Here is a 26,684-nt window from a genome sequence, read left to right on the forward strand (position 1 = left end):
TGCTGTTTGCGTCTTGGTCTCTAGACTAGGGTGTGGGAGCGGCTCCTCAAGTCAAGGTTTTGAGTCCGCTGCGGTAGTTTGGGGGGCAGAGTTTCCTTCAATCAGGTTAGGAAATCCTTTTTAGTGCAGGCAAAAATGCTCACGACCCGGCGGTTGAGTATTGGTTGGGTCCCCCGGTGCCCGGCTGGATGTAAAAGTAAAGCAGCACCAGAAGGCCAATGATGGGAATCAGATGAAGGAGCAACCACCAACCTGAGCGGTCTGTGTCATGCAGGCGGCGCACGGAAACAGCAAGGCCCGGGATCAGCAAGAACAAACCCGTCAAAGCCGAGATGGGCTGAAGTTCCATGGTGCCCGGATCGGGTAGGCCCAGCAGCGGAGCTACAACAATCATGTCCACCAGCTGTGCGACAGAAAGAGTGATGATCGCAAACAGCGTCCACCACCAAAATTCGGGCCGTGCGGCACGGCCCTGAAACTCGGTGTATTTGCTAAGGCAGGTGCGAATGGCTTCTGGAAAGGTCATGGCTCTGCACATCCAGTTGTTTTTCTGAATGGGACTATGACGCCATGACTGATCTTAGGGAACCCGCAGTTTGGTGCCTCTGATTTTTAAGGTACTTATTCCGCGCAGGTTCTGACAGGCGGTCTGGGAAGGGTCGTGTAACCAGGTTTTTGAGCAGTAGGGCACGCCGTGCACGCGCCGCATGTAACCTTGTAGACCTGACCGATGCTTTCAAGTCGATCGAGCATCGCCTGTGCAAAATCCTCAGCAACATTCAAGGCTTCCGCGACATCTGACGATGTCGCGTATCCTGTTTTTGCGATTGTTTTTTTTACTTTACCGAGCATGTACTACCCTGTCGTGGTCGCCAGTCTCACCTCGTCTGCACCCGTACGGACGAAATATTTGCTCGCGATAATCACCATGGCGATCAAAGATACAAGCCCCAATATCCAAACTAAGGAACTTCCCGGATGTCTGGCAAAGGTGCCGATTTGATAGGTGATCGTGGACCCTGAGTAGGCAAGCAGGCTGGTCCACGCCACGGCAAACAGCGTCCATTCGCGGCCAATTTCACGCCAGATGGCGGCCACTGCTGCAGCGCAGGGCATGTAAAGCAGCACTGCAACCATGAACGCGAAGGCTCCGACCTGACCGTCGAAATGCGCACGAAGGGAAGCAAAAACCGCTGCATCCACTTCCAGTTCATCGGCAGCAACCTGCTCACTTGAGATGTCGCCCACGCTGATTCCGAGCGGATCAAGCGCAGCGGCGCTCAGGTCCATCAGCCCACCTGACAGGGCGTCGAACGCCCCTGCCAAAGCTTCCAGAGGCGCTGGGCCACCGGCTTCTTCTTCGGCTGCCGGTTCGACGTAGAGTTCTTGCAAGGTGCCCACCAAGGCTTCCTTGGCGAAAATGCCGGTAACAAGGCCAACAGTTGCCTGCCAATTGTCCTCAGTGATGCCCAAGGGGCTGAGAACAGGGGTGACGGCCTTGGAGGTTACTGCCAGTACCGAGGTTCCGTTGCTCTCGTTCCCGGTGGAGCCGTCGAAGCTGACGGAGTTCAGCACAGCGAGCACGGCAACCATCATCACGATCACGCGGCCCGCGCTCATGATGAACATGTAAAGGCGCGCCCAGACGATCCGGAAAAGGGAGGTCCAGTCCGGCAGCTGATAGGTGGGCAGTTCAATCGCAAGGGCGGAGCGCTCTCCTGGAAACACTGTGGTGCTCAGGACAAGGCCGGTGAAGATCGCTACGGCAATACCCATCAGATAGAGCAGGAAAACAATGTTCTGGCCGTTGTCTGCAAAGAATGCCGCTGCAAAAAGCGCATAGACCGGAAGGCGCGCGCCGCAAGACATGAACGGCGTCATCATGGCGCTCATGATGCGCTCCCGGCGGTTTTCCAAACTGCGGGTGGCAATCACGGCGGGAACGGTACAGCCAAACCCGAGGATCATGGGCAGGAAGGCCTTGCCCGGCAAACCAAGCTTGCGCATCAAGCGGTCCATCACGACAGCGGCACGGGCCATGTAGCCGCTCTGCTCAAGGAACACCTGACACAGAAACAGCAGGCCCACGACCGGGATGAATGTGAGAACGGTCTGCACACCGCCGCCAATGGCAAGAACAATTGTTTCCAGCATACCGCCGCCGAGGCCGAGGGTCTCAAGAGCAAGTGCGGGGGTCTGGACGAAGAATGCATCGCCAATGCCGTCAAAGAAGTCGATGAACGGGCCGGAAAAACTGATGGCGATGAAAAACATGGCGTACATCACCGCCATAAACACCGGGACGCCAAACCAAGAGGAAAGGGCAATGGAGTCCAGCTTGTCGGAGACGTAGCGCACAGAGGCCGGGTCTGGCAAATCAAGCACCCGGCCCAACTCGAATGCGCGGGTATAGTAGGCATCCGCAATGTCGAAGTTCAGTGCGTTTTCTGTCTGCTCTTCATAGGAAATTATCAGCTCTTGAGCCTTGTGACGCGTTTTAGCGCTGACCATTGTGCTGGCCAGTTTGTCGCCTTCCAGCAAGCGATAGGAAAGCGCGCGGGCCCGGCGAGGTTTGATCTGCTCATTTGAGGTTATGAACTTCTCCAGCTCGGTTACCTGCACATCAACTGATGGTAGTGTAACAGCCGGATCTTTGAGGCAAACCTTGTTGCGCGCTGCATCGGCTAGGGTCGCCAACAGGGCCTCGCGGCCTGCGCCCGTATTGGCGGAAACAGCAAGCACCGGAATACCGAGATTGTCGGCGAGGCGATTGGCGCCAGCTACGGCTTCTTCCTCTGGCCACATATCTGCCTTGGTCAAAACGCCAATGGTTGGCAGACCGTAATGCAGGCCTTGCAGCAAGATTGAAAGCGCGCGCTCGGGGCTCAGGGGGTCGATTGTGACCACAAGCGTTGAGGCCGGGCTCTCCAGCAGCACTTGCCGTGTGATTGTTTCATCCAAGCGCTCGGTATGGTCACTGGCGAGGCTCGCAACACCGGGCAGGTCAACAATGTTGAAGACCTGGCCGTTGTGGCGCGCCAAACCGCTCTTCTTGTCAACGGTTACACCCGGCCAGTTGCCGACGGTCTGCTGATTGCCCGTTAGAAGGTTGAACAGCGAGCTTTTGCCGGAGTTGGCCGTGCCGAGCAGCAACACATGTTGCGCGTTTTCCGGAACCTCGGTGACGGTTGTGTCATGACATCCCATGATCAGGCGACCTCCACTTTGATGGTGCGCGCCAGATCAACGCCCAAAGCAACGCGATTTGCACCACTGGCGATGATGCGTGGTTCTGTGTTCCGGCCTCGCAGAACGGTCAGCGCCTGCTTTTCCGAAAGGCCGAGGCTGCGCAAGTGAAGTACTTCTTGCCGACTGTGGCCGAGGCGAGTGATGCGAACCTCGGTGTTTAAAGGAGCATCGCTCAGCCAGGTGAGGCTGGGGGAGCTGTGGGCAGCTGGATTATGTTCTTGAGCGTCATGGGTTGGCGCCAAGGCATTGGTCACTTGCCTTTGCATGGAGTGTGTCTCCGAAGGTGAAAAGGTGCAGTCTAGTTGACCTCAATGGACTGCTAATGCGAACCATTCGCATTGATAATTATCAAAAGTGCTAGGTTGTCACACACGGAAAACCCTTACATTTCAATCATTTGGAATGGTTTTAAAGTAGAGGGCAGGGCTAAATCAAGATCTCAAGCACTTGAAGTTGCACATCAATTGCAGGAGCTGAGCTATCTACTTTCGTCCAACTGATTTCTCCGGTTACGTAGCCTTCCTGAGCACGCACAACTGCTGCATTTGCATCGGATGCGTCGCCTTTTCGGTCGGTGACGCGTCTCTCTTTCACATCCACCGGTGCTTCAAGCCAAATACCTGAAAAGCTGGCACCTGCTGATTGTGCGATTTCCGCCAGTTTTTCCCGTTCTTCTGGAGCGGCAAAAACGCCATCCACCACCACGGAATGTCCGGTGGCAAGAACGGCTGCGGCCTTGCGGTAGACCTGTGCGTAGACCTGATCCGAAACCTCTTTGCTGTAGGTTTCCGCCGGGGCCTGTTGGGTCTCCTGCAAACCCAGCAGCAGCTTGCGTTCCACATCCGTGCGGATGTGCACCGCGCCGGGCATGGCCCCGATAAAGGGCGCGACGCCGCGAGCAACCGTTGTTTTTCCGGTGCCGGAAAGCCCGCCAATACCAACCAAGCGGGCAGGCTCGGGGCTCAGTGCCTCAAAGGCGATGCGGAAGTACTTGCTGGCGCTTTCCTCCGCATCGCTCTTGTCTTTGCCGGTCTTGTGCAGGCTTGCAGCGGCCACAACCTTGGCCCGGATTGCCGCGCGCATCATCATGAAAAATGGAAGGAGGGTGAGGGCAGAAAGGTCGTCGTCCCGGTGCGTGACAACTAGATAGCGGTTCAAAACACGGTTTGCAGCGCGGGTTTCCTCCCGCTCCCACAAGTCGAGAAGCAGGTATGCCAGATCGTAGAGCACATCTCCCGTTGCGATGATGTCGTCAAACTCCACGGCATCAAACAGCTTCGGCTCTCCATCAATAAGCACGATGTTGGACAGGTGCGCATCGCCATGGGTAAGGCGAATGTATCCCTGTTCTCCCCTTTTCTTCAGGAGCGGGGCAATGCGGTCATGCTCGGCACAGGCTCTGCGGTAGAGCTCCTCCGCCAGATCTTTGGGAAAAAACTGCGGGAACTCACTGAATGCCTCTCGGTTCTGTTCCACATAGTTCCTGAGGTCCGCAATCCAGCGCGCGGCATCAGAGGGCGCAGCAGCACCATGAGCGCGGGCCATCAGGCGCGCGAGGTCCTCAGACAGTTTGTCATCAATGCCCCGTTCGGTTGCGATGAGGTCAAGGCCCTGGCTTTCGTCAAAACGCAGCATGTGAACCACCCATTCTTCGGGGGTGCCTGATCCATTCAGCGCAAGTGTTCCGTTGGCCTCTCGGGTCAACGGAACCACGCCGAGGTAAATCTCTGGAGCGTATTGGCGGTTCAATTCAATTTCGCGGCCACAGGCGTACCGGCGTTTTTCGAGCGTGGAATAGTCGAGGAAGGGGTACTTGACCGCTCGTTTCATCTTGTAGGCGTTGTTTCCCGCAAGAAAGACCACGTTTGCATGAGTATCGATCCGTTTGACCGGACACCCACCGTGTGTCTCCGGGGCTTCCATAAGGGCAAAGGCCTCGGACTGGTCGCGGACGGTGTGAGGATCTTTCATTCTCTACGCCTTTCCGGTGAGGGGGTGCTCCTGAACCATGTGCTGGTGTGGTTACCCGTTGTGATTGAGGGTTCTGCTGCTTTCAGGTGTACTGGCCACCTGCGATTCCGCAACCGCGAAAGAAGTCTCAATGTGATTTTGCATCATTCCATATGGGAATGAACCCACAACGGCTTTCCGGTTTCAAAGCGAAACGAACGCGCATAGCTTACACCGAAACAAACCTACGCAAATGCCCGTGGAGCCCCTGAATGGAACGCAAGACAAAAACCGGTGGTCAGCTCATTGTTGAAGCGTTGGAGGCGCAAGGCGCAGAACGCGTGTTCTGTGTGCCGGGGGAGAGCTACCTCGCCGTGTTGGATGGGCTTTACGACAGCCAGATCCCGGTGACTGTTTGCCGACAAGAGGGCGGCGCAGCCATGATGGCCGAGGCCTATGGCAAGCTTACAGGGCGGCCCGGCATCTGCATGGTCACCCGCGGGCCAGGCGCAACCAACGCGGCCGCAGGCGTTCATGTCGCGCAGCAGGACGCAACGCCCATGATCCTTTTCGTTGGGCAGATTGAGACCGGCATGCGCGAGCGGGATGCGTTTCAGGAAGTGAACTACCGGCAGATGTTCGGCGGTATGGCCAAGTGGGTGGCTGAGATCGACCACGCCGCACGCGTGCCGGAATTCATCTCAAGAGCCTATCATGTGGCCACATCCGGTCGGCCTGGGCCAGTGGTTCTGGCACTGCCGGAAGACATGCTGGTGGAAGAGGTGCATGCACAAGTCGCCCCCATGATGCAGCCTGTAGAAAGCTACCCTTCTGCCCAGCAGATGGCAGATCTGGACATGATGCTGAAGGCAGCAAGGAACCCGATGGTGATCATCGGCGGCTCCCGCTGGACAGAAACTGCGCGCGATCAGCTAACCCGCTTTGCCGAGCGCTATGATCTGCCAGTGGCTGTTGCGTTCCGCCGCCAAATGCTCTTCGACCACCTTCATCCCAACTATGCCGGTGACGTGGGCATTGGCATCAACCCGAAGCTGAAGGCGCGGGTAGAGCAGGCGGATCTGCTGCTGGTTGTTGGCGACATTCTCTCCGAAATGGCCAGTCAGTCCTACACGCTGTTGGAAATCCCTGTGCCGCAGCAAAAGCTGGTTCATGTCCATCCGGGTCCGGAAGAGTTGGGTCGGGTGTACGCACCAACGTTAGCCATCAATGCCTCACCGCTTGCATTTGCCAGCATGCTGGAAGACCTGAGACCGTCAGTTGCGCCTGCGTGGTCCGCCCACCGCGACGAGGCTCATCAGGATTATCTGGCGTGGTCGGGTGCACGGCCGGAGGTGCCGGGTGACCTGCAGATGGCACAAGTGGTGGACTGGCTGGAAAACAATCTCCCGGATGATGCCATCATTGCCAATGGCGCAGGCAACTACGCCACTTGGGTGCACCGCTTCCATCGATTCCGCAGGTATGGATCACAGCTTGCGCCAACCTCCGGCTCCATGGGGTACGGCCTGCCCGCAGCCATTGCAGGCAAGCTGAAGCACAAGGAGCGTATGGTTCTATGCTTTGCAGGGGACGGCTGCCTTCAAATGACCATGCAGGAGCTGGGGACGGCGGCTCAGGAGAATGCCAATATCATTGTTATCGTGGTCGACAACGGGATTTACGGCACCATTCGTATGCATCAAGAGCGGGAGTATCCGGGTCGCGTCAGCGCGACCACACTGCAGAACCCGGCATTCGCCCGCATAGCTGAGGCCTATGGCTTCTACTCGGCAACAATCCGCAGTGCTGAAGAGTTCGGACCAGCGTTTGAGCAAGCGGCGGCTGGAAACAGGCCTGCGCTCCTCCATCTGCTGCTCGACCCGGAAGCCATCACACCAGTGAAGTCGCTGACGGCCATCCGGGAGGAAAGCCAGAAGGCCTGACTGCCCTAGAGAGAGTTGTCGGCGTGGGTATCCAAGGTGACGATGGTCAGAGCATCGTCATCCAGTGAGCGCTTGATGTTAAAGCCGAGGCTGCGGCACATCTCCAACATTGTGGAGTTCTCACGAAGGACTTCCCCTTTGATGATGTCAATGCCATCGGCTTTGGCGTAGCGGATCATCAGGCGCATCAAAAGCCAGCCCAAGCCTTGCCCTTTCATGCCCGACTGGACCATCACCGCGTATTCACCCTCTGTGTGATCGGGGTTGGCGTGAATGCGCACGACACCCAACATCTCGCCAGTGTCGGGACGAAAAGCGCCGAACGCCATGGCGCGGGCATAGTCAAGCTGTACAAGGCGGGCAAGGAACGGCTGGTTGAACTCCTTGATTGGGGAGAAGAACCGCAGGCGCATGTCCTCTTGGGTCACGTGCTTGAAGAACTCCAGCAGAGCCCCCTGATCCTCCGGCCTCAGCGGGCGAATGAAGATGGGAGAGCCATCCTTCAGGTTGTCACGCAGTTCCCATTCTTTCGGATAGGGCGTGATCGCCATGCGTGAGGCGCCCTGACGGCCCGGCCGCTGGTGCGGCGGCTGAACGGCAACGCGCGCGTCGAGCGCGATCAGGCCGTCAGCGTCGGCCACGACAGGGTTGAGATCCAGTTCCCGGATCTCCGGAAAGTCGATGGCGATCTGCGAGAGCTTCACCAGAAGCCGCGCAATCTCATCGGTCTTAACCGCAGGTCGGCTGCGGAAGCCCTTGAGCAGTTTAGCCGTTTCTGTCCGCTCTATGAGGGCACGAGCAAGGTTCATGTCCAGTGGCGCAAGATCGATAGCGCGGTCACCGACAATCTCGACGGAAGTGCCACCCTTGCCGAAAACCACGGCCGGGCCAAACACGGGATCATCGGCAATGCCCACATAAAGCTCAACACCGTTTTGCCGAACGATCATGGGCTGAATTTCAATCCCCGTGATGCGGGCCGTCGGGTGCTGTGCCTTCAGGCGGGTGAGCATCTGATCTGCGGCTTTGTGCACGGCCTCACCCGTTTCGAGGCCCAGAACAACGCCGCCCACATCCGATTTGAAAATCAGGTCTGGACTGGAGATTTTCAGCGCGACCTGAGTGTAATCCTTCAGGAAATCTTGCGCCGCGATAACAGCCTCTTCAATCGTTGCCGCCAGATGTAACGGCACCTGCGGTATGCCATAGGCACGCAGCAGATCGCGGGTTTGCAACGGCGTCAGCCAACGCTGCTTTTCCAGCAGTGCGCCTTGCACCGATTGCCTTGCAAGGCGCAGGTTGGGTGTAAAGTCCGCTGCGATGTTCTCTGGCGCCGACATCAGCAGCTCTTTGACCTCGCGATAGCGGATCAGGTGCATGAAGCTGGCGATAGCCTCGGAAGGGCTCGCGTAACAGGGAACTTTTGCCTCATCAAGCGCCGCGCGAGGCAGGGTGTTGCCACAGGCAAGCGTGGCAATGAGGGCGCGTTTCTTGCCGTAGCCTTTCATGTGGTCTTTGCCGGCCTTGGCGATGGCCTCAGCAATTTGTGTAAAGTCCACGAAGGCGGTGGGGGCAGCGATTGCCAGAACGCCGTCACAGTTCTTGTCGGCAAGCAGCGTATCAATACCTTCTTTGAACTCCTCTGGACTTGCATTCTCGCGCAGGACGACCGGGTTGGCGGCATGGGCATCGATGCGCGTCAGCCTGGTGAGCTTTTCGCGGCTCTCCTCATTGATCGTTGCCAACTGACCGCCTGCAGCTTTCAGGCGGTCGGCAGCGATGGTTGCCAGCGTTCGGCCGTTTGCGATTATGGAAAGCCGCTTGCCTTCAGGTGGTTTGACACGGCTGATGGTTTCAACGGCCTCAAACATCTCCCCGATATCGTCTACGCGCAGCACGCCTGCGCGTTGAAGCGCGGCGTCATACACCGCGTCTTGTGTGGCCAGACGCGCTGCATGGGTGTGGCCGGAACTCTTGCGGTCACGGCTGGCACCCGAGCGGATCACAACAACAGGTTTGGAGCGGGCGGCGGCGCGGGCAGCGGAGAGGAACTTGCGTGGGTTCTCGATGGTTTCAAAATGCACGAGGATCGCACGGGTTCGATAGTCTTGGGCGAACCAGTCGAGCAAATCAGAGACATCAACATCTGCACGGCGTCCCAGTGAGGCCACGCCAGAGAAGCCAATAGAACTGGAGCGCGCCCAAGCCATGGTGGCATTGAAGATGGTGCCGGAGCGAGAAATCAGCGCCAGATCGCCCTTGAGTGGCTGGTCTGAGGTCAGCAGGGCGGCAAAGCCCGCATGCGGGGCAGCCATGCCCAGACTGCCGGGACCAAGGACGCGCAGGTTGAAGGGTTTGGCGGCATTCAGCACGCGCTGGAGGTCTTGAGGTTCCCAGTCATCAAATCCGCTGGAGGGGAACAACGCACCGCGCGCGCCATGTTCTCCCGCAGCAGAGATGACATCGGCAGCGCTCTCCTTGTCGCCCATGTAAACCAGCAGGTCGACAGGGTGCGGCAATTCCCGAACCGACTTGGCGAACTTGAACCGATCGGCGTGTTCTTGCGGCAGAAGTGAAGGGGCGAGGCCCACCGTTGTGATGGACCCGGTAAAGCCGCTGTCGATGATGCCTTGAAGCATCTTGTGCGCCAGTACTTCCGGGGTGCGGTGCGATCCCACAACAACAAGGGCTTTGGGCCAGAACAGGCTGTCCAGATTGCGGATGGTCATGCACTAGCGCTCCGAATGGTTAGAAACCGGCAGGCTCATCAAAAAGGTGCACGCCGCGATTTGCAACGTGCACCGTGATCTCGAAAATGTAGCAGCAATAAAGACTTAGTGGGTCATGATGACCGGTACGGTCATGCTGCTTAGGATGTCACGGGTTGCGCCGCCCAGAATGTACTCGCGGAACCGGCTCGTGCCATAACCACCCATGACGACCAGGTCCATGTTCTGTTCAGAGACATAGTTCAAGAGCGCGTCAGAGACGGACACTTGCGGGTTCGCGATCACCTGCACGTTAACTTCAATGTTGTGACGTGCAAGGTAAGTTGCAATATCAGCGCCGGGCTCGCCCACAAAAGTTTTCCCCTTGTCGACAATGACCACGTTCACGTCATCAGCCTTTTCCAGCATTGGCATGGCCGCATGAACGGCGCGGGCGCAAGTGGCACTGCCATCCCATGCAATCATGACCTTCTTGGGTGCAAACTCACCCTTGGAGATGTAGGGCACGAGCATGACGGGCACGCCGGTGTCAAACAGCAGAGCTTCAATGATCAGTTCACGCATTGGCTCCGGATCATCCGGGTTGTCCTGCCCAACCACGATCATGTCGGTTAGGCGGGCCTGGCGCAGAACTGGGTCGAGGGAACCACCCGTGACCATTTCTTCCGTTCGGGTTTCGCCGCTGATGCCGGCCATCTTGACATAATGGTCGAACTTTTCGAGAGATTTTTTAGCTGCGGAGACTGCCTGGTCGTGGGCCATCTGCAGGAAATCAGCGGGCATTGGGGCTGCGATGAAGCCGGGAACGATTGGCTCAAATGCCAAGGCCAAACCAGTCGCATGCGCGCCTTCTCTTGCGGCAAGTGCGACGCCAACTTGGGATGCTGGCTGCTCACCATTCAAGTCCGTGACAACAATAATGTCCTTGATTGCCATTTGCTTTTCTCCCTGCCTTTTTTGGCGGTGCTGAGTTGGGTATTAGACCCAGCGGTACTTATACTATCTGCACGCGCGAGGATGCTCCTTGATGCTTATCAAAAGGAGCATTTTATTATCTCTCTGAAAAACAATAGTTTATTCAGAAAATCATATATCAGTACTATCAAATATACTGTGATATATGCCAAGCTAGTGCAACTACGTGCAACAATTTATCTAGAGTTTAGTGCTCTCTCTAGGTCACTCTTTGTGCTGGGTGATTTTTGCTGAATGATCCTTGCGGAAGCACATTAAACCTTCGGATGAAACGGTTTTCTTTTTGCATCCATGTGTTAGAAATAGTCACCTATACCTATAGGGGTAACCCGTATGCATTGGGAGATTGGTGCGGGCGGGAGACGAATAATGGGAGCAAAACACAATGAATCTGATGAAAAGCGCCACCGCCGTCCTAGCGCTGACCATGGGCGCATCCTTCACTGCCGAAGCATTCGCCGCAGACTTGACATGGAACGTGTCTCTTTGGGGTAAGCGCCGGGCGTTTACCGAACACATCGAGAAGCTTGCCTCCGAAGTTGCGACCCGCACGGATGGCCGCTTCGAAATCAAGCTGCACTACGGCGGCGCACTGTCCAAGTCTCGCGAAAACCTTGATGGCATTGCCATTGGTGCGTTTGAAATGGCCCAGTTCTGTGCCTCCTACCATGCCGACAAGAACCCGACGCTGACCGTGACCGAGTTGCCTTTCCTCGGCGTTCCTGATCTTGAAACCCAGATCAAGGTTGATCTCGCGCTCTATCAGCACCCAGCCGTTCAAAAGGATCTGGCGCGCTGGAATGCCAAGCCGCTGATGTCCTCGCCGATGCCGCAATACAACATTCTCGGGGCAGGTGATGCGCCGCAGACTGTTGCGGACTTCGAAGGAATGCGCGTTCGCGCGCTGGGTGGCATCGGAAGTGCAATGGAGATTGTCGGTGCGGTTCCAACATCCGTAACCGCCGCGGAAGCTTATCAGGCGCTTGATTCCGGCACAGTCAGGGCCGTGTCCTTTGCGCCCCATGCACACCTGTCGTTCAACACGATCGAGGCAGGTAACTGGTGGACCACAAACCTGAATCCAGGCACCGTCCATTGTCCTGTGGTGGTAAACATGGATGCCTATGACATGTTGCCGGATGACTTCAAGCAGGCGCTGAATGAGAGCATCCAGCCTGCGCTTGACCACTACGTTGCAACCTACGCAGCGGTCTATGAGAAGTTCTATCCAGCGCTGGAAGAAAACGGTGTGGCTCAGATCTCTTTCTCACAGGAAGAGCTGGCGTCCTTCAAGGAAAAAGCAGGTCAGCCTGTTTGGGATGCGTGGTTGGCAGATATGGAATCCAAGGGGGTTCCGGGTGACGAGCTTCTGAAACTCGTACAGGACACCATGTCCCAGTAAGAGCTTGGAAAACGTTGTTGGGGCCCCCCGTCCAAGGCGGTGGGGCCTCTTTGCTTTCTTGCGCTCAATGGGCAGGCGCACTTACCTCTGATTGGTGGAAACCTATCAATGACAACAGTTCATACCTCGGGTGGAGACGGAGAAGACCGGCGCTACCTGAAATTTACGGGAGCTCTGGGCAAGCTCGAGAACTTCTTCAATCTGATCGCTGCGACGAGCATTTTGCTGCTTATGTTTCTCGCCGTGGCGCAGGTGGTTGGCCGCAACCTCTTCAACCAGCCTGTTCCCGGTTTCATTGACTTCACAGAGCAGGCCATGGCCGTCTTTGCATTTCTGGGCGTGGCCTACTGTCAGCGCGTCGGCGGTCATATTCGAATGGAGTTGTTGCTAGGCACCTTCAAGGGCCGCGGGCTCTGGATTGCCGAGTTCTTCGGAGTGCTGATCATTCTGTTTGTGGTGACCATCCTGATCTACGGTTCTTATCTCCATTTCGATCGTTCCTGGTCTTTGGGTGACAGCACCATTGATGTGGGGCTCCCAACCTGGCCGTCCAAGCTGCTGGTGCCGCTCGCACTTTCATTGCTGTGGCTGCGTCTTTGCCTGCAGCTTTATGGCTACAGCCGCCTGATCATCGATCCATCTCGGCCCCTGCTCGACCTACCTCACAAGCATGATGCGGCAGAACATGCCAAAGCAGAGATCGAAGAAGCGTTCCTTGAGGAACATCAGGAAGGGGGTGCGCGATGACACCGTTCGACATCGGTTTGATCATGACCGGCGTACTGCTCGTGCTGGTCGTCTTCGGCGTTCGGGTTGCTTTTGCTGCGGCCTTTGTGGGTCTGGTAGGCATGATCGCCATCTTCTCCATGCGGATGGGCTTTGAACGTGGTTTTATGGTGGCGCTCAAGATGGCAGGCACCATTCCGCACTCGAAATCAGTAACCTACGCCCTGTCTGTGTTGCCGACCTTTATTCTGATCGGCTTTCTCGCCTACTACGCAGGCCTGACGAAACACCTGTTTGAAGCGTCAAAGCGTTGGCTTGGCTGGCTGCCTGGCGGAATGGCCATCGGTACCGTGTTTGCAACCGCCGGCTTTGCAGCGGTCTCGGGTGCATCCACCGCGACCTCAGCCGTATTTGCGCGCGTGGCCATTCCGGAAATGCTGAAAGCAGGCTATTCACCACGCCTTTCTGCGGCTGTTGTCGCCGCAGGTGGTACCTTGGCCTCTCTGATCCCTCCCAGTGCGATCCTCGTGATCTACGCCATCTTGGTGGAAGAGTCCGTTGGCAAGTTGCTGATGGCGGGTTTCCTGCCAGGTGTCGTTTCGGTCATCATTTATGGTCTCATCATTTACTTCATGGCCAAGTGGAAGGGCGGGGCCCCCGCTATTGGCGGCTTCACGTGGGGCCAACGCTTCAGTGCGGTGCCGGGGACACTCCCCATCATCGGCGTGATCCTGATCATTTTTTCCAGTCTCTACTTTGGCTTTGCCACGCCAACAGAAGCGGGCTCACTAGGGGCCTTCGTGGTGTTGCTGACAGCTTTCTATAAAGGCATGCGCACCAAGCAGTTGTTCCAAGCGCTGCACGAAACCGCACGGCTGACGGTGATGATCTTCACGCTCATTTGGGGCGTGCTGGTCTATGTTCGCTTCCTTGGGTTTGCCGGTCTGCCAGATGCCTTTAAGGACTTCATCGTTGGCCTTGACTACGCACCGCTCTTGATCGTGATCTGCATTCTTCTCGGCTATGCGGTGCTGGGCATGTTCATGGACGCCATTGGCATGTTGGTGCTCACGCTGCCTGTGGTCTTTCCTGCAATCATCGCTTTGAACGGTGGGCCAGATGTTTCTGCCGCAGACAGCGCGCTTGGCATGTCCGGCGCGGCCTGCGCCATCTGGTTCGGGATTATCGTGGTGAAAATGGCGGAGCTCTGTCTGATCACGCCACCTATAGGGCTCAACTGCTTTGTCGTCTCGGGTGTGCGCCCGGACATTCCGGTTCAGGAAGTGTTTCGCGGCTGCATGCCCTTCTTTGTGGCAGATGTTGTAACCGTGGCCGTGCTGGTCGCTTTCCCGGCAATCATCACCATCCTGCCCTCTTTGATGTAGAGCCTACGCAGAGTTGAATGTAAAACGGCGCGGCTTTCATGTGAGAGCCGCGCCGTTCCTTCTACTGATGCATGTTCCTTAAATTTTAGAACAAGCTGCCCTGAGCATCGTCGGTTTTCTTTGGTTTTGCAGGGCGAGTGCTTTTCTTGCGGACGGGCTTCGCTTTTTCCTCGGGCTCTTCTAAAGTCGGCTCTTGTGGGGCGCTGCTCGGCGGCGGCACGGGATCTGAGCCTTTGCCACCAGCAATGGCGTCAACAATCCCACCCTTCATCTGCAGCTTCAGCGCCTGTCCTTCGCCTACCGCTGTGGCGGACCCAATTGGCGTGTCATGCTCATCCCGAACAACGGCATAACCACGCTCGATCACGCGCTCGTAGCTCAGGGAGTTCAGCAGTTGCGTCACCCCATCCAACCTCATGCGCTGGCGATTGATGAGGTTTCGATAGGCTTGGACACTCCGCCCTTCAAGGCTGCGAAGCCGTTCATGGTTGAAGGCGATCTGGCGGGATAGAGTGATCGGGCTGAGCCCGCGTGTTGCCGTATCAAGGCGTGTGCGATGGCTTTGCGTGTTCATGCGCAAGCCGTACTCAAGCCGTCCCGCGACAACATCAAATCTTTGGCGGGGAAGGGCGAGCAGGTCACGCGGCGCAGGTAGAGAGGCGGCAGCTGCACGCAGCTCAGTCTTGCGGCTTTGCAAAAGGCGTAACAAGCCTGTCGACAGGCGACGTGACAGGTCATCCGTCATCGCCTTCAACTCAGACTTCACTGGCACCACAAACTCGGCAGCGCCCGTTGGCGTTGGTGCCCGAACGTCGGCTGCCAGATCGATCAGCGTCCAGTCAGTCTCGTGACCCACCGCTGATACCAGCGGGATTTGCGAGTCTGCGGCTGCGCGCACGGCTTCTTCATCGTTGAAACCCCAGAGGTCTTCCAGGCTCCCGCCGCCACGGGCCACTATAAGCACGTCGGGACGGGGGATTGGTCCGCCTTCAGGTAGTGCATTGAAACCACGAATACCGTTGGCAACTTCAGCCCCGCATGTTTCACCTTGCACACGCACAGGCCAAACGATCACATGCAGCGGAAAACGGTCTGAGATCCGGTGCAGAATATCGCGAATGACAGCCCCGGTGGGCGAAGTGACAACGCCAACAACGCGAGGCATGCGGGGAAGTGCCCGCTTGCGTTCAGGATTGAACAGTCCTTCCGCGCCAAGTTTCTTCTTCCGTTCTTCCAACAACGCCATCAGGGCGCCAGCGCCTGCTGGCTCCATGGACTCGATGACCATCTGGTATTTGGATTGTCCGGGGAAAGTGGTGACCTTTCCGGTCGCGATCACTTCCAGGCCCTGTTCCGGCTGCACTTTAAGGCGGGCAGCGTTCCCCTTCCAAATGATGCCAGCAAGAACCGAACGATCATCTTTCAGGTCCAGATAGACGTGGCCCGAAGCTGGGCGGCTCACCCGTCCCAGCTCACCGCGTACGCGAACGTAGTCAAAGGAATCCTCAATAGTCCGCTTAATTGCGTTGGAAACCTCTGAGACAGAAAACTCGGCAACGTTCGATTGTTCGGACAAAATGCACTAACTCTCGTCAACCTGTAAAATATCGAATCCATTCTATAGGCTATTCGCTCAAACACACCAAGCGCTGCAGACGTTTCCCCTCCATGAAATCGTTAGAAACGCAAAGGTGCACTCTGTTCGGACCTCCAAAAATCCCTTAGACAAGACGAGACCTATCAATGCGACGGATTGAATTATGCCTCGTTCGGAATTCCGCATGCAGCGGCTTTATCTTGACCATCCGCTGGAAGAAAAAACACGCGTAGAAGCCGACCGGGCGCAGGCAAACTATTTGCTCAATGTTTTACGCATGAAGGATGGCGCTGAGCTGTTGGTTTTTAATGGTCGCGACGGCGAATGGATGGCAGAAGTTCAGGCCACTGGTCGCAAGTCATGTGATCTCATCGTCACCAAACTGATCCGCGAACAAAGCCCAAAGCCGCAGCTGGATTACATTTTTGCACCCCTGAAGCTGGCTCGGCTGGATTACATGGTGCAGAAGGCTGTCGAGATGGGGGCAGGGCGCTTACGCCCGGTGTTGACCCAGCACACACAAAACCCAAAGCTGAACCTGCAGCGCATGAATGCGAATGTGATTGAAGCCTGCGAGCAATGTGGGGTGCTTCACATTCCAGAGGTTCTGGAGCCAGTCAAGCTGACCGCGCTTGTGGCGGATTGGACACAAAACGATGCGGAGCGCGCGTTGATCTTTTGTGACGAGGGTGAACGCTCTCAGAACCCACTCCCCGCGCTGGAGAATGTGCCCGATGGTCCGCTGGCTCTGCTTATTGGTCCTGAAGGTGGCTTCTCGGAAGAAGAGCGCAAAATGCTGCGCGATCAATCATTTGTCCATCCTATGCCGTTAGGTCCTAGAGTACTGAGAGCCGACACCGCAGCTGTCGCTGCCATGGCTGTTGTTCAAGCCAGGATGGGTGACTGGTTCTAAAACCTGGGAGACGCCGGAATGCCTGACGCCACCAACCAGAAGACACAAAGCGAGCGCCATTGGCGGCTGCCAATTACCTGGGTCTTGGGTGGCGGTTTTGGACTTCTCCTGCTGGCTGTTGCCGGCACCATGTTGCTGTTCATGACGTGGACTGCGGAGCGCCAAACCTCTCGCATGATGGCAGAGATCGGCGAACTCATGCTCGAGCGCAGTCTTGAGGTGGTCGACGAATTCTTCTCGCAAGAGGAGACAATCGGATTGATTATTGCCGACATCATGACGGATCGGGAGCTGATGAAAGCGCCGGAGGGATTGCAGCAGCACCTTGCCCGTATTCTGGCTCGTCAGACCAACATCGGCCGCATCAGCTATACCTATCCAGACGGGCGCACCATCGTGGTGCGCTTGAGCGAAGACGGAAGCGAAAACTACGTCAAGCTTGGCAAGCCGCTTTCAGTGCCAGAGCAAGCCCAGCATGGGACAAAGATCTGGGCCCCGCCATACTTCGACAGTGAGTTGAACGAGACTTATCTGCGGTTGATTGTTTATTTGAAGCCGGAGTTTGAGACTGCGCTTGCGCGAATAACTGTCGACTATCCGGTGCGTGATCTGGAGCATCTCCTCGACCGCATGGTCTGGCGCGACGGACAGAAGCCATTCATTTTGTTCGCAAAGGACAAAGTGTTGGCAAGCACCGAGCCGATATTTGACGACATCGCGCACACCGTGCTTCATCCCGTTCCCAAACTCTCTGACATGACCGGCACGCCACTTCCCCGCATCTGGGACCGAAGCGGGAGACAGCAAATGTTGAGGGTGGATTTTGGCGCTCACGTTGACCAGTCCCTCGAGCAGCACATGCTGTTCATCTACGCGCCGTTGAACAGGCACCAGAACATTCCGCTGCTCGTTGGAAGTTACATGTCCGCTGCTGAGTTTGGCCAGCCGTTGACCAACCTCAATCGTATGGTGATGGTTGCTGTTGCGGTGCTGATTGTGGGGCTTGTGGCACTGGTGTTCTTTGGCCGTGCTCTGGGACGGCCAATCCGGGCGCTTGCAGAGAAGGCGATGGATATTCGGCATTTGGATCTGGAGGGTAAACCACCACTGCCGCGCTCTCATCTGCGCGAGTTGGATGAGACCAATGCCAGTTTCAATGCAGCAATTGGAGCGCTTGAGGCCTTCTCCCGGTATGTGCCGCGTGATCTGGTTCGGGTGCTTCTGGAACGCGACTTCAGAGGCTTGAAGAATACTGAACTTCGAACCATGACAATCATGTTCTCTGATATCGCCGGCTTCACTACTGTTGCGTCGCGGTTGTCGGCAGAAGAAACAACAGCCCTACTCAACGCTCATTTTGAGGAGATTTCGAAGCTGATCACCTCAACTGGCGGCACGATCGATAAATATCTGGGGGATGGGGTTATGGCCTTCTGGGGAGCGCCCGAGGAAATGAAAGACCATGCCGAGCGCGCTGTCGAAGCGGTGAAACTGATTGAGAGGGAGCTTCTTGCACGCGCGGGCGGCCCTGAACCTTGTGACAAGCTGCGTGTGCGTATCGGCCTTCATACTGGAACTGTGGTTGTAGGCAACATCGGCTCCAGCGAACGCATGGACTACACAGTAATCGGGGATGCCGTGAACGTGGCTTCTCGACTGCAAGAACTGGGCAAGACGGTGGAAGCGAACGCCAAGGTGCTCGCGCTTGCCAGTGAAGAAACAGTGAAACACTTGTCAGAGGCTGAACGTGGTGATCTCGTTGGCTCATTTGAGCTTCGCGGACGGGACGAGCCGGTCAACGTTTTCCGTCTCGTTTGAGTGAATTGATCAGCTGCTGGCTAACGTTCTCTCAGAAAGTCTGAGTTACCTAAGGCGCAATTCGTGTCACACTACCCCAGCGTTGAAGAGCTGAGGGAGTGCGGCATGGCTGGGACCTATGATCGGGAACTGTTCTATCCGGGACAGGATGCCATGTCGCATCATTTCCAGAAGCTGATGGGAGACTATCTGGCTCAAATGGCCGCTCAGCACGCCAACCCCCAGATGGCTTTGCCAAACAAATACCCCACGCCCGATGAATTGCAGCGTTTGGGAGAACAGATGCTGGCGTTCATCCAGATTTGGGATGGGCAGCAGCGCCTTGCGAAAAAAGGCGTACCTCAGACCTACGAAGAAGTGCGGGATTTTTGGTATGACGCGGTGCGTGTCGTACCGGATTGGGCATGGAAGATGGGCCCTGTGTTCTCAGTTCTTTTTGTCGGCAACGCCGTGAAAGAACACCTGCCGGAAGAGCACAAGGAAATGCTTGAGGCATTCCTCAAAGGCTATGCGCGCGGACGGCCATCGCCCGCCATGGACAGCATGCTGGCTTTTAATCCATTTCTTCAATCACAATATGCTCTCTGGAAGTCGTTTATGCCGTGACACCTTGCCTCCATATGCAAATAACGCGTGTGCATAATTGCGGGATTGCGCCCTTGGACCTATAAGATGAGAAGGGTTGTAATTGCGGTGGAACGGGTGCTTCCCTGTCGACACTTGGTTTGCAGATTGGGCATAAAATGGCAACATTGGATCTAGATCAGCTACGAACGCTAACTGCAATCGTGGATACTGGCAGCTTTACCCGCGCCGCTGAGAAGGTGCATAAGACCCAATCTGCAGTCTCAATGCAGATGAGGCGCCTTGAGGAAAAGCTTGGCCGCGACATTTTCACCAAGGATGGACGCCAGTCGAAGCTCACTGAAGATGGTGAGCGGCTGCTTCATCATGCGCGCCGAATGCTGAAGTTGAATGATGAAACTCTCGCAATGTTTGATGAGAGTGAAGTGTCAGGCGTCGTGCGCATCGGCACACCCGACGACTATGCCGACCGGTTCCTACCCATGATTATGGCGCGCTTTTCCCGCTCCTATCCCGGAGCCGAGGTGTCTGTTACTTGCGCACCGACCCCAGACCTGCGGGCGGCGCTGGCAAATGATGAACTGGATATTGCAATCGTCACGCATGTGCTGAAGTTTCGGCAAGAGACTGACGAGATCATCCGTCGTGAGCCGCTGTTGTGGACAGCCTCTGAACAGCATTGCGTTGAAAGTGAAACGCCGCTGCCATTGGCGCTGGGCAGGCCAAGTTGTGATTGGCGTCAGGCGGCTTTGGCGGCACTCGACAAGCAGTCGCGCAACTTCCGCATTCTTTACACCAGCTGGAACTCTACCGCGGTCTCCGCAGCCGTTCTTTCGGGACTTGCGGTGTCGGTACTACCAGAATCAGCCATCCGTCCGGGTATGCGCATTTTGGGCGAGGCGGAAGGTTTTCCTGATCTTCCAAGCTGTGAAATTGCGCTCATTCGCAATCCCAACGCTTCGGCAAATGTGACGAATGCACTTGCCGAGCACATCAAATCATCGTTGAACAATCTGAGCGTGACCCGCATTGCCGCAGAATAAAAATAAAGCTGGTTTCGGTTGAAACCAGCTTTTTGCCTTTGCGTTTGATCGTGCGAGCGAAGTGTTAACGCATGGTGCGGGTTTCGCGCATCTGATCCAGATAACGCTCATTCGCGCGGCAGGTCAGATACCAAGACGGATCGATGCCTTCATGGCTGGCAAGGGCGCTGTCAACGTCAGATCTTGTCAGACCCACGTCTTGGAGCAGCCGGTCTTCTTGTTCAGCCAAATGAGCAATTGCACGGCGGTTGCGGTACGCCCGTAACTGATCGACAATTACGTGAAACAGACCCAGCAGTGTGCTCTTTAAAGTAAGTGGTTCGAACGTACCAGCATTCGCACGATTAGGGTTGCGGTACTCGGTAGGGGTAGGGAAAGCTAATGTCATTGTGCCACTCTCCGCGTGATCTGCACAGGCGTTAGATAATTGGAAATACAGGGTTTTCCTGATGAAGTTGCCTTCTATGTGATATATTGGAGGGTCTGACTAATTCTACAAATGAATGTTTCTGATCAAATTAGATAAGCGTCTTTGATCAGTTCTGTCGGACACACTTTAGGGAGATGCAGGGTGGCCGTTTCGCTTGATATCGATCAGCTTAGGACTTTCGTAGCAATTGCCGAATTGGGCAGTTTCAGGCTTGCAGGTGAGGCGGTGCACAAGACCCAGTCTGCAGTCTCCATGCAGATGAAGAAGCTTGAAGAACGACTGGAACTAAAGCTTTTTTCCAAGAGCGGGCGCCAGTCGGTGCTATCTGAGGATGGGCGCCGCGTACTGGAGTACGCGCGCAGAATGGTAGCTCTGAACGACGAAACGGTAAGTGCGCTCAGCCTCACCCAAATGGCAGGCCGCATTCGACTTGGTTTGCCAGATGACTATGCGGAGCGTCTGCTGCCACGCGTTCTTGCGACGTTCAGCCGCATCAATCCCTCGATTTCGATTGAGGTCAGCTGTGAGAGCAGCATGACGATTGGCGAAAGAATCAAGCAAGATCAATTAGATGTCGGTATTGTTACGGATGATGATTGCGGTGTGCATGGACACATCATTCGCCGTGAGCCCCTGCATTGGGTGACTGCATCCGACAACGGCTTGGGCGATGTGCGGCCTGTTCGTCTTGCTGTTGGACCTGTCACGAGTTCGTGGCGGAAGGAAGCAATTAGAGCATTGGACGCCGCCAATGTCCCCCACGTAGTCACCTATACCAGCGCCAGCGCGGCGGCTCTCTCAGGTGCTGTGATGGCTGGCTTTGCTGTCGCGGTGCTGCCGGAGTCAGCCATTCGAAAGGGGCTGCATGTTCTTGGAGAGAAGGACGGACTTCCCCGGCTTCCTTATTGCAGTATCACGATGGTGCGCTCTACAGGCGCGAGGGAACCCATCCATGATGCATTATGCAGTCATATCATGACCGCGGTCGGTAACCTCAGCTATGAAACCGAGGTTACCGAGTAGGGGTTAGGAGCGACGCTTGCCGAGCACGATGAGATTGCCCGACAACACACATGCCAGGCCCAGCAAGGCGTCCGCACCCCACGTGTATCCCTCCAGCAGTGTGGAGACGCTGAGAGCCACCAGAGGGAACATGACTGTGGCATAGCCAGCTCGCGCTGAGCCAATGCGGCCCAGAAGCGTGAGATAGGCACCAAATGCAATGACAGAGGCGATTATCGAAAGATACGCCAGTCCACCAAGATATTCTGGTGTCCAGAGTATGTTGAAGCTGCGGCCCATGATCATGGCCTCAAGGCCCAGGAAAAGAGTGCCGTAGAGCATGCCCCAAGCACTGGCGGAGATGACAGAAATTCGCCGTTTCTGAAGCCGTGACGACACCATGTTGCCGCTGCAAAAACAGAGCGTTCCAAAGATGCACAGGCCAAGACCCAATAGGGCACCATGATCCAGGCCGTCCTGCATGATCTGAGGTCTGAACATCAGAGCTACGCCAGCAAAACCGGTCACCGCTCCCAAGATGGTGCGTCTGCTTGCCCGCTCTCCAAAGAACAAAAAGGCCAGAAGAATATTGAAAACGGATGCCAGCGAAAACACCACCGACAAAAGTCCCGACGGTATATAAGCTGAGCCGTAATAGAATACGAGAAAGTTGGTCGAGAACAGCAATACGCCCAAGAGCGCAAATATCGCATGATTTGAGACCGAAAACTTCAGGGGATGTCTGCCGATCACAGCCCAACCCCACATGCAGGTTGAGGCGATCACAAATCGCCAGAACAAGGAGACTTCAGGTGGTACGCCTAACTGCATTTTCATAGCGTACCAACTGAAACCCCAAGAAAAGACACAGGCGCCATACAGCGCCAGGTCCTTTGTACTTAGTGCCACTTCGGCTTGGCGGAGTTGGGGGAGTGACGAACTTTGCGTTTCGGACATGGGAGGCTCCGCGCATTCTTGTTGAAGCCCTTTATTCCCGAAATTTCCTCTTCACTCAAACGAATAATTATTATCCAATCAATCATTATTTGTGATAAGTTGGGCGCCCGATGGCTGTTTGGTGCCACTCCGGTTTGTAACCCGATCCGAGAATGGCGAGAGTGATAGGCGGCGTGACCAGCTCCACCGTGGATGGGAGTGCCATTGCCAGCGGTTTGTAGCCATCGGTCGTCCATCGCAACCATCCATAGGGGCCTTTAGCCGCAAAAATTTTCTCGTTATCCTGTTGGAACGTGAGCACTGCACCTTCTGGCAAAGCATCCATTTGGCTGCGCAAGGGGTGCGTTTGCTGGCGCTGACTTGATAATGCCCTGTCCATTTCGTAGGCACTGGCGCGAGGAGGTCCCCAGTTGGCAGTATGAGGCGTTTGCCGGGTAAATAGCTCGGCGTACTCCAGCGCTCGCCCGCGTCGGCACTCGAAACAGGGGCGATGCCCAGCAGCCAGAGCCGTGACCTCATCCAGAAAGAACAGCTCTGTATAGCTGTCTCCCCAAACCGAACGCTGTCGGTCCTTGAAACTCAGCCGACAACAAATCCAGCGTTTGCTGTGAGGGTAGGGTTTAAGGAGGCATTTTGTTTGCGGGTCGTGGTGGCGCCCGCCGCGATTGCCCATCATCGTTCCACGACTGGGTATGGCAACGAGGGTGCCATCTGGAAGGACACGGTTTTGAAGTGGCATCGATACGTCTCTAGATCACGCTAGACGACGTTATCCTAATGCAAGAATGCCGAGGGCTGGAACTACAAAAAACGCCAGTGCGAGGTAGGTTATGATCCAAACACGCTTGCCTTGGGTCGCTGTGCTCAAACGCTCTGCAAGCGCGGCGGGCAAATATCTGAGTTTTGGAACTGCCAGAACAATGCTGACGCCAAGCACATTGTAGAGGAGATGGATAAAAGCCAGCTCAAAGGCCTCATTGCGCGCCCCTGTAACAGCGAAGGCCGCAAGAATAGCGGTGATACAGGTGCCAATATTTGCCCCCAGAGTGAAGGGGTACACTTGCCGTGTTGTCAGGGCACCCGAGCCCACAAGCGGAACTACAAGCGAGGTGGTGGTTGACGAAGACTGCGTTAGCATTGTCGCTGCGCAGCCAGAAGCCACACCGGCAACCGGGCCATGGTTGAGGGCCGTCTCGGCAATGCGCTTGGAAGAACCTACCAGCAGAGCGCGCAGAAGGCTCTTCATAAAGTGAATGCAGAATACAACGAGGCAAAGCCCGATTGCTATCAAGGAAGCCCCTGCGCCGGGATAAGGCAGGGTTGAAACACCATTGGCAACTTCCTGCACAAATGGCGCGGTTGCTGCGCTGATGAAGTTGAAGGTCTCCGTCAGATCATGATGAACGAAACTGGCATTGGGCAAGATAGACAAGATGCCATGGATCATCTTTTCAAAGATGCCGAACATCAGCTCAAGCGGCAAAAAGAACGCAATGCAAAGCAGATTGAAGCAGTCATGGACGGAAGCGGCAGCAAAGGCGCGCTTCAGTTCTTCCCTGTTTGCCGCAAACCCGAGCGCAACAATGGTGTTCGTGAGGGTCGTGCCGAAGTTTGCACCCATAACGATCGGGATCGCCACCTCAATGGGAAGGCCGCCAGCGACGAATCCAACAAGGATTGAGGTTGTTACCGATGAACTTTGGACAAGTGCTGTCGCGAGAATGCCGACACATACACCCGTAATAGGGTTGGTTGCCGCCTGAATCAGGTGTTCTGCATGATCAGCATAGAGGGTGCGGAAGCCTGCTTCCAGCAGTCCTACGGCGCAGAGCAGGAAATACGCCAGAAACAACACAGAGACCCAGTTCAGTAAACTGATGCCTAGCGCTGCATTACTGTCATCATCCTTAAATGAGTCTAGTTTACTCACTGAGCTCTTTCCGTAGCGCCTGCTTGAACTTGGCGAGAAGCTTAGTCTGCTTAGCTCACGTGCTCTTCAGGACCGCAAAAAATTATCCAGCATCTCAAATGGTAAAGTTATTTGCCGGATAATCTATCACTATTTGTTTATTGGCGTTTGCACTATACTTTTTCAGTGCTTCCTTAATCGCTCCTATTGCCTACCAACCCCCGGCCTGTCAACAATCACGGTGCTGATTCAGTAGGTTTTGGGGCAACTCAGCCACAGGCTGGGATAAAAAAGGACAACTTCACAGATGAACAGGATGAAAGCAGTTCTTGCAGCGGCCGCTGCCTTTGTAACCTTTGGCATGACCTCTGCGGGTGCCGCCGAGTTGCCAGACTTGGGGGGTCGGACCGTGGTCGCCGTGACGGAGAACGCTTATGCGCCGCTGAATTTTGCGGATCCTGCCACAGGTGAAGGCATCGGCTGGGAGTACGATGCTTTCAACGAGATTGCGAAACGCCTGAACCTCAAGGTCGACTGGCGGCTGTCTTCTTGGGACACGATGATCGAATCTGTTCGTCAGGGCCAGTTCGATGTGGGCATGGACGGCATCACCATTAACGAAGAAAGAAAAAAGCGCGTCGATTTCTCCGAGCCCTACATGACTTCCGAGATGTTCATGCTCGTGCGTGCAGATGAAAATCGATTCGATGACGCAGAAAGCTTTGCCGCCAAACCAGACCTGCTGGTGGGGGCTCAAACCGGTACTACGAATTTTTACACAGCTGTTTACTCAGTGCTTGATGGCGACGAGAGCAATCCGCGCATCAAGCTGTTCGAAACCTTTGGCGCATCTGTCATGGCACTGCGGGCACAGGACGTAGACACGGTATTGATGGACGCAACATCAGCGCGTGGCTACATGGGCGCTTCTCCAAACAGCTTCAAGGTGGTCGGTGGTCCGCTGGGCTCAGAGAATTTTGGGTTCATTTTCACGCCAGGGTCCGACCTTGTTGAGCCGGTGAATGCAGCGATTCAGAGCATGCGCGAAGATGGAACACTTGATGCGCTCAACAAAAAGTGGTTCTACGAGTACAACTCGCAGCACTGAGCGCTGACCCGCGATTGTTTCTAGCAACATCTTGAGGACAGCATCGCCATGAAAGTGGCCGTGCTGTTTTCTTTTGAGCTCTTTGGATCAAATATGCCTCAAGCCAAAAAACGCGAACTTCCCATCTGGCTCCTTGTCGCCATTCTGCTGGCCGTTGTGTTTTTCTGGCTCATAACAACCAATGGGCAATACGCCCAGATCCTGAACACGCTCCAAAAGGGCATCGGCGTCACACTTTTCGTGACGTTCGTTTCGTTCGCTCTTGCTTGCATTCTGGGGCTTGCCGTCGCCATGGCGCGGGGCGCGCGCAACAGAGCCATCCGTGAGATCGCAACGTTCTATACCGAGATCGTGCGCGGTGTTCCGATCCTTGTTCTCCTGTTCTACATTGCGTTCGTTGGCGCCCCACAATTGGTTGCGCTCTACAACTTCGCTATGAGCCCTTTGGTTGATGCCGGTGTGATCGAGAAGCTGCTGGTACGCGACCTCTCTATGACGTGGCGTGCCATTATCGCGCTGACTATAGGCTACTCTGCTTTTATCGCGGAGATATTCCGGGCCGGTATTGAAAGCGTGTCATCCGGCCAGGTAGAGGCTGCAAGAGCGCTTGGCCTAAGTCGGTGGCAGACATTCCGCTTCGTTGTATGGCCGCAAGCGCTGAAGAACATTCTGCCGCCGTTGGGGAACGATTTTGTCGCCATGATCAAGGACAGCGCCTTGGTGTCTGTGCTGGGTGTTCAGGATATCACCCAGCTTGGAAAGATCTATTCGTCCTCCACTTTCCAGTTCTTTGAAACCTACAACGTGGTGGCGTTCCTTTATCTCACCATGACGGTATCCCTGTCACTGTTCGTAAGGGCTCTGGAGAACCACCTGAAGCGCAGCCACACCAACCAACAGAATTGACCGCGAAAGGGAAAAGCCCGGCATGAAACCGGGCTCTCCTCATATCTAGCTTGTGTT

General features: G+C 55.8%; 23 protein-coding genes. 11 read left to right on the forward strand and 12 right to left on the reverse strand.

The features are described from left to right. Window positions 1-139: 139 nt before the first annotated feature. The 5 genes from Q3Y58_RS05020 to Q3Y58_RS05035 form a co-directional block, all read right to left on the reverse strand. Entirely contained in the window at window positions 140-526 is a 387-nt protein-coding gene (locus Q3Y58_RS05020) for a DUF805 domain-containing protein (RefSeq protein WP_274219554.1), read from the reverse strand. Window positions 527-621: 95 nt separating this feature from the next. Continuing rightward, the gene (locus Q3Y58_RS19490; protein ID WP_413697784.1) at window positions 622-852 is read right to left on the reverse strand and encodes a FeoC-like transcriptional regulator; all 231 of its coding nucleotides are present in this window, start codon (window positions 850-852) and stop codon (window positions 622-624) included. 3 nt (window positions 853-855) lie between these two features. Beyond that, a complete protein-coding gene (gene feoB / locus Q3Y58_RS05025; RefSeq protein WP_319621290.1) occupies window positions 856-3,207 on the reverse strand; it encodes a ferrous iron transport protein B in 2,352 nt (783 codons plus the stop codon). Between the two features lie 2 nt (window positions 3,208-3,209). After that, window positions 3,210-3,515, reverse strand: coding sequence for a FeoA family protein (locus Q3Y58_RS05030; protein ID WP_319621291.1), 306 nt, complete (start codon window positions 3,513-3,515; stop codon window positions 3,210-3,212). Between the two features lie 160 nt (window positions 3,516-3,675). Beyond that, entirely contained in the window at window positions 3,676-5,220 is a 1,545-nt protein-coding gene (locus Q3Y58_RS05035; protein ID WP_319621293.1) for a bifunctional aminoglycoside phosphotransferase/ATP-binding protein, read from the reverse strand. A 251-nt stretch (window positions 5,221-5,471) separates the two neighbouring features. Between Q3Y58_RS05035 and Q3Y58_RS05040 the strand changes: the two genes are divergently transcribed. Continuing rightward, window positions 5,472-7,142, forward strand: coding sequence for a thiamine pyrophosphate-binding protein (locus Q3Y58_RS05040; RefSeq protein WP_319621294.1), 1,671 nt, complete (start codon window positions 5,472-5,474; stop codon window positions 7,140-7,142). Between the two features lie 5 nt (window positions 7,143-7,147). Here the strand turns inward: Q3Y58_RS05040 and Q3Y58_RS05045 are convergent, their stop codons facing one another. Further along, window positions 7,148-9,871, reverse strand: a complete 2,724-nt coding sequence (locus Q3Y58_RS05045; protein ID WP_319621296.1) for a bifunctional acetate--CoA ligase family protein/GNAT family N-acetyltransferase — start codon at window positions 9,869-9,871, stop codon at window positions 7,148-7,150. Between the two features lie 105 nt (window positions 9,872-9,976). Beyond that, window positions 9,977-10,807, reverse strand: a complete 831-nt coding sequence (locus Q3Y58_RS05050; protein WP_319621298.1) for a universal stress protein — start codon at window positions 10,805-10,807, stop codon at window positions 9,977-9,979. Window positions 10,808-11,231: 424 nt separating this feature from the next. Between Q3Y58_RS05050 and Q3Y58_RS05055 the strand changes: the two genes are divergently transcribed. The 3 genes from Q3Y58_RS05055 (at window position 11,232) to Q3Y58_RS05065 (ending at window position 14,359) form a co-directional block, all read left to right on the forward strand. Then, window positions 11,232-12,248, forward strand: coding sequence for a C4-dicarboxylate TRAP transporter substrate-binding protein (locus tag Q3Y58_RS05055; RefSeq protein WP_274219547.1), 1,017 nt, complete (start codon window positions 11,232-11,234; stop codon window positions 12,246-12,248). Between the two features lie 108 nt (window positions 12,249-12,356). After that, the gene (locus tag Q3Y58_RS05060; RefSeq protein ID WP_319621299.1) at window positions 12,357-12,995 is read left to right on the forward strand and encodes a TRAP transporter small permease subunit; all 639 of its coding nucleotides are present in this window, start codon (window positions 12,357-12,359) and stop codon (window positions 12,993-12,995) included. After that, on the forward strand, window positions 12,992-14,359 hold the full coding sequence (locus tag Q3Y58_RS05065; protein ID WP_319621300.1) for a TRAP transporter large permease: 1,368 nt from the start codon (window positions 12,992-12,994) through the stop codon (window positions 14,357-14,359). The genes Q3Y58_RS05060 and Q3Y58_RS05065 overlap by 4 nt, the downstream gene beginning before the upstream one ends. An 85-nt stretch (window positions 14,360-14,444) precedes the next feature. Here the strand turns inward: Q3Y58_RS05065 and xseA are convergent, their stop codons facing one another. After that, complete coding sequence (xseA, locus tag Q3Y58_RS05070; RefSeq protein ID WP_319621301.1) at window positions 14,445-15,935, reverse strand: exodeoxyribonuclease VII large subunit; 1,491 nt, start codon at window positions 15,933-15,935, stop codon at window positions 14,445-14,447. 184 nt (window positions 15,936-16,119) lie between these two features. Here xseA and Q3Y58_RS05075 point away from each other — a divergent pair, with 184 nt between their 5' ends. The 4 genes from Q3Y58_RS05075 (at window position 16,120) to Q3Y58_RS05090 (ending at window position 20,315) form a co-directional block, all read left to right on the forward strand. Continuing rightward, window positions 16,120-16,869 (forward strand): 16S rRNA (uracil(1498)-N(3))-methyltransferase, encoded by a 750-nt coding sequence (locus Q3Y58_RS05075; RefSeq protein ID WP_319621302.1) that lies wholly within the window; start codon window positions 16,120-16,122, stop codon window positions 16,867-16,869. Window positions 16,870-16,887: 18 nt separating this feature from the next. Then, complete coding sequence (locus Q3Y58_RS05080; protein ID WP_319621304.1) at window positions 16,888-18,687, forward strand: adenylate/guanylate cyclase domain-containing protein; 1,800 nt, start codon at window positions 16,888-16,890, stop codon at window positions 18,685-18,687. A gap of 105 nt (window positions 18,688-18,792) precedes the next feature. Then, window positions 18,793-19,293 (forward strand): hypothetical protein, encoded by a 501-nt coding sequence (locus Q3Y58_RS05085; RefSeq protein WP_274219541.1) that lies wholly within the window; start codon window positions 18,793-18,795, stop codon window positions 19,291-19,293. A gap of 137 nt (window positions 19,294-19,430) precedes the next feature. After that, window positions 19,431-20,315 carry a LysR substrate-binding domain-containing protein gene (locus tag Q3Y58_RS05090; RefSeq protein WP_274219540.1) on the forward strand — a complete coding sequence of 295 codons (885 nt, stop codon included), beginning with the start codon at window positions 19,431-19,433 and terminating at the stop codon, window positions 20,313-20,315. A gap of 64 nt (window positions 20,316-20,379) precedes the next feature. On the opposite strand, the gene Q3Y58_RS05095 is transcribed toward Q3Y58_RS05090, so the two are convergent. Continuing rightward, on the reverse strand, window positions 20,380-20,703 hold the full coding sequence (locus tag Q3Y58_RS05095; protein WP_274219539.1) for a DUF1127 domain-containing protein: 324 nt from the start codon (window positions 20,701-20,703) through the stop codon (window positions 20,380-20,382). 183 nt (window positions 20,704-20,886) lie between these two features. Here Q3Y58_RS05095 and Q3Y58_RS05100 point away from each other — a divergent pair, with 183 nt between their 5' ends. Then, on the forward strand, window positions 20,887-21,768 hold the full coding sequence (locus Q3Y58_RS05100; protein ID WP_319621305.1) for a LysR substrate-binding domain-containing protein: 882 nt from the start codon (window positions 20,887-20,889) through the stop codon (window positions 21,766-21,768). Between the two features lie 3 nt (window positions 21,769-21,771). Here the strand turns inward: Q3Y58_RS05100 and Q3Y58_RS05105 are convergent, their stop codons facing one another. The 3 genes from Q3Y58_RS05105 to Q3Y58_RS05115 all read right to left on the reverse strand — a co-directional run bounded on the left by Q3Y58_RS05105 (window position 21,772) and on the right by Q3Y58_RS05115 (window position 24,634). Then, complete coding sequence (locus Q3Y58_RS05105; RefSeq protein ID WP_319621306.1) at window positions 21,772-22,704, reverse strand: DMT family transporter; 933 nt, start codon at window positions 22,702-22,704, stop codon at window positions 21,772-21,774. An 85-nt stretch (window positions 22,705-22,789) separates the two neighbouring features. Continuing rightward, window positions 22,790-23,443 (reverse strand): hypothetical protein, encoded by a 654-nt coding sequence (locus Q3Y58_RS05110; protein ID WP_319621307.1) that lies wholly within the window; start codon window positions 23,441-23,443, stop codon window positions 22,790-22,792. Between the two features lie 30 nt (window positions 23,444-23,473). Beyond that, complete coding sequence (locus Q3Y58_RS05115) at window positions 23,474-24,634, reverse strand: Na/Pi symporter (RefSeq protein ID WP_274219535.1); 1,161 nt, start codon at window positions 24,632-24,634, stop codon at window positions 23,474-23,476. 286 nt (window positions 24,635-24,920) lie between these two features. On the opposite strand from Q3Y58_RS05115, the gene Q3Y58_RS05120 reads away from it, so the two are divergent. Together Q3Y58_RS05120 and Q3Y58_RS05125 are read left to right on the forward strand one after the other, a co-directional pair. Further along, window positions 24,921-25,721, forward strand: coding sequence for a transporter substrate-binding domain-containing protein (locus Q3Y58_RS05120; RefSeq protein ID WP_274219534.1), 801 nt, complete (start codon window positions 24,921-24,923; stop codon window positions 25,719-25,721). 93 nt (window positions 25,722-25,814) lie between these two features. Beyond that, window positions 25,815-26,627, forward strand: coding sequence for an amino acid ABC transporter permease (locus Q3Y58_RS05125; protein ID WP_319621310.1), 813 nt, complete (start codon window positions 25,815-25,817; stop codon window positions 26,625-26,627). Window positions 26,628-26,684: the final 57 nt, after the last annotated feature.

It is taken from the genome of Nesiotobacter zosterae (assembly GCF_033843645.1).
Taxonomy (GTDB): Bacteria; Pseudomonadota; Alphaproteobacteria; order Rhizobiales; family Stappiaceae; genus Pseudovibrio; species Pseudovibrio zosterae.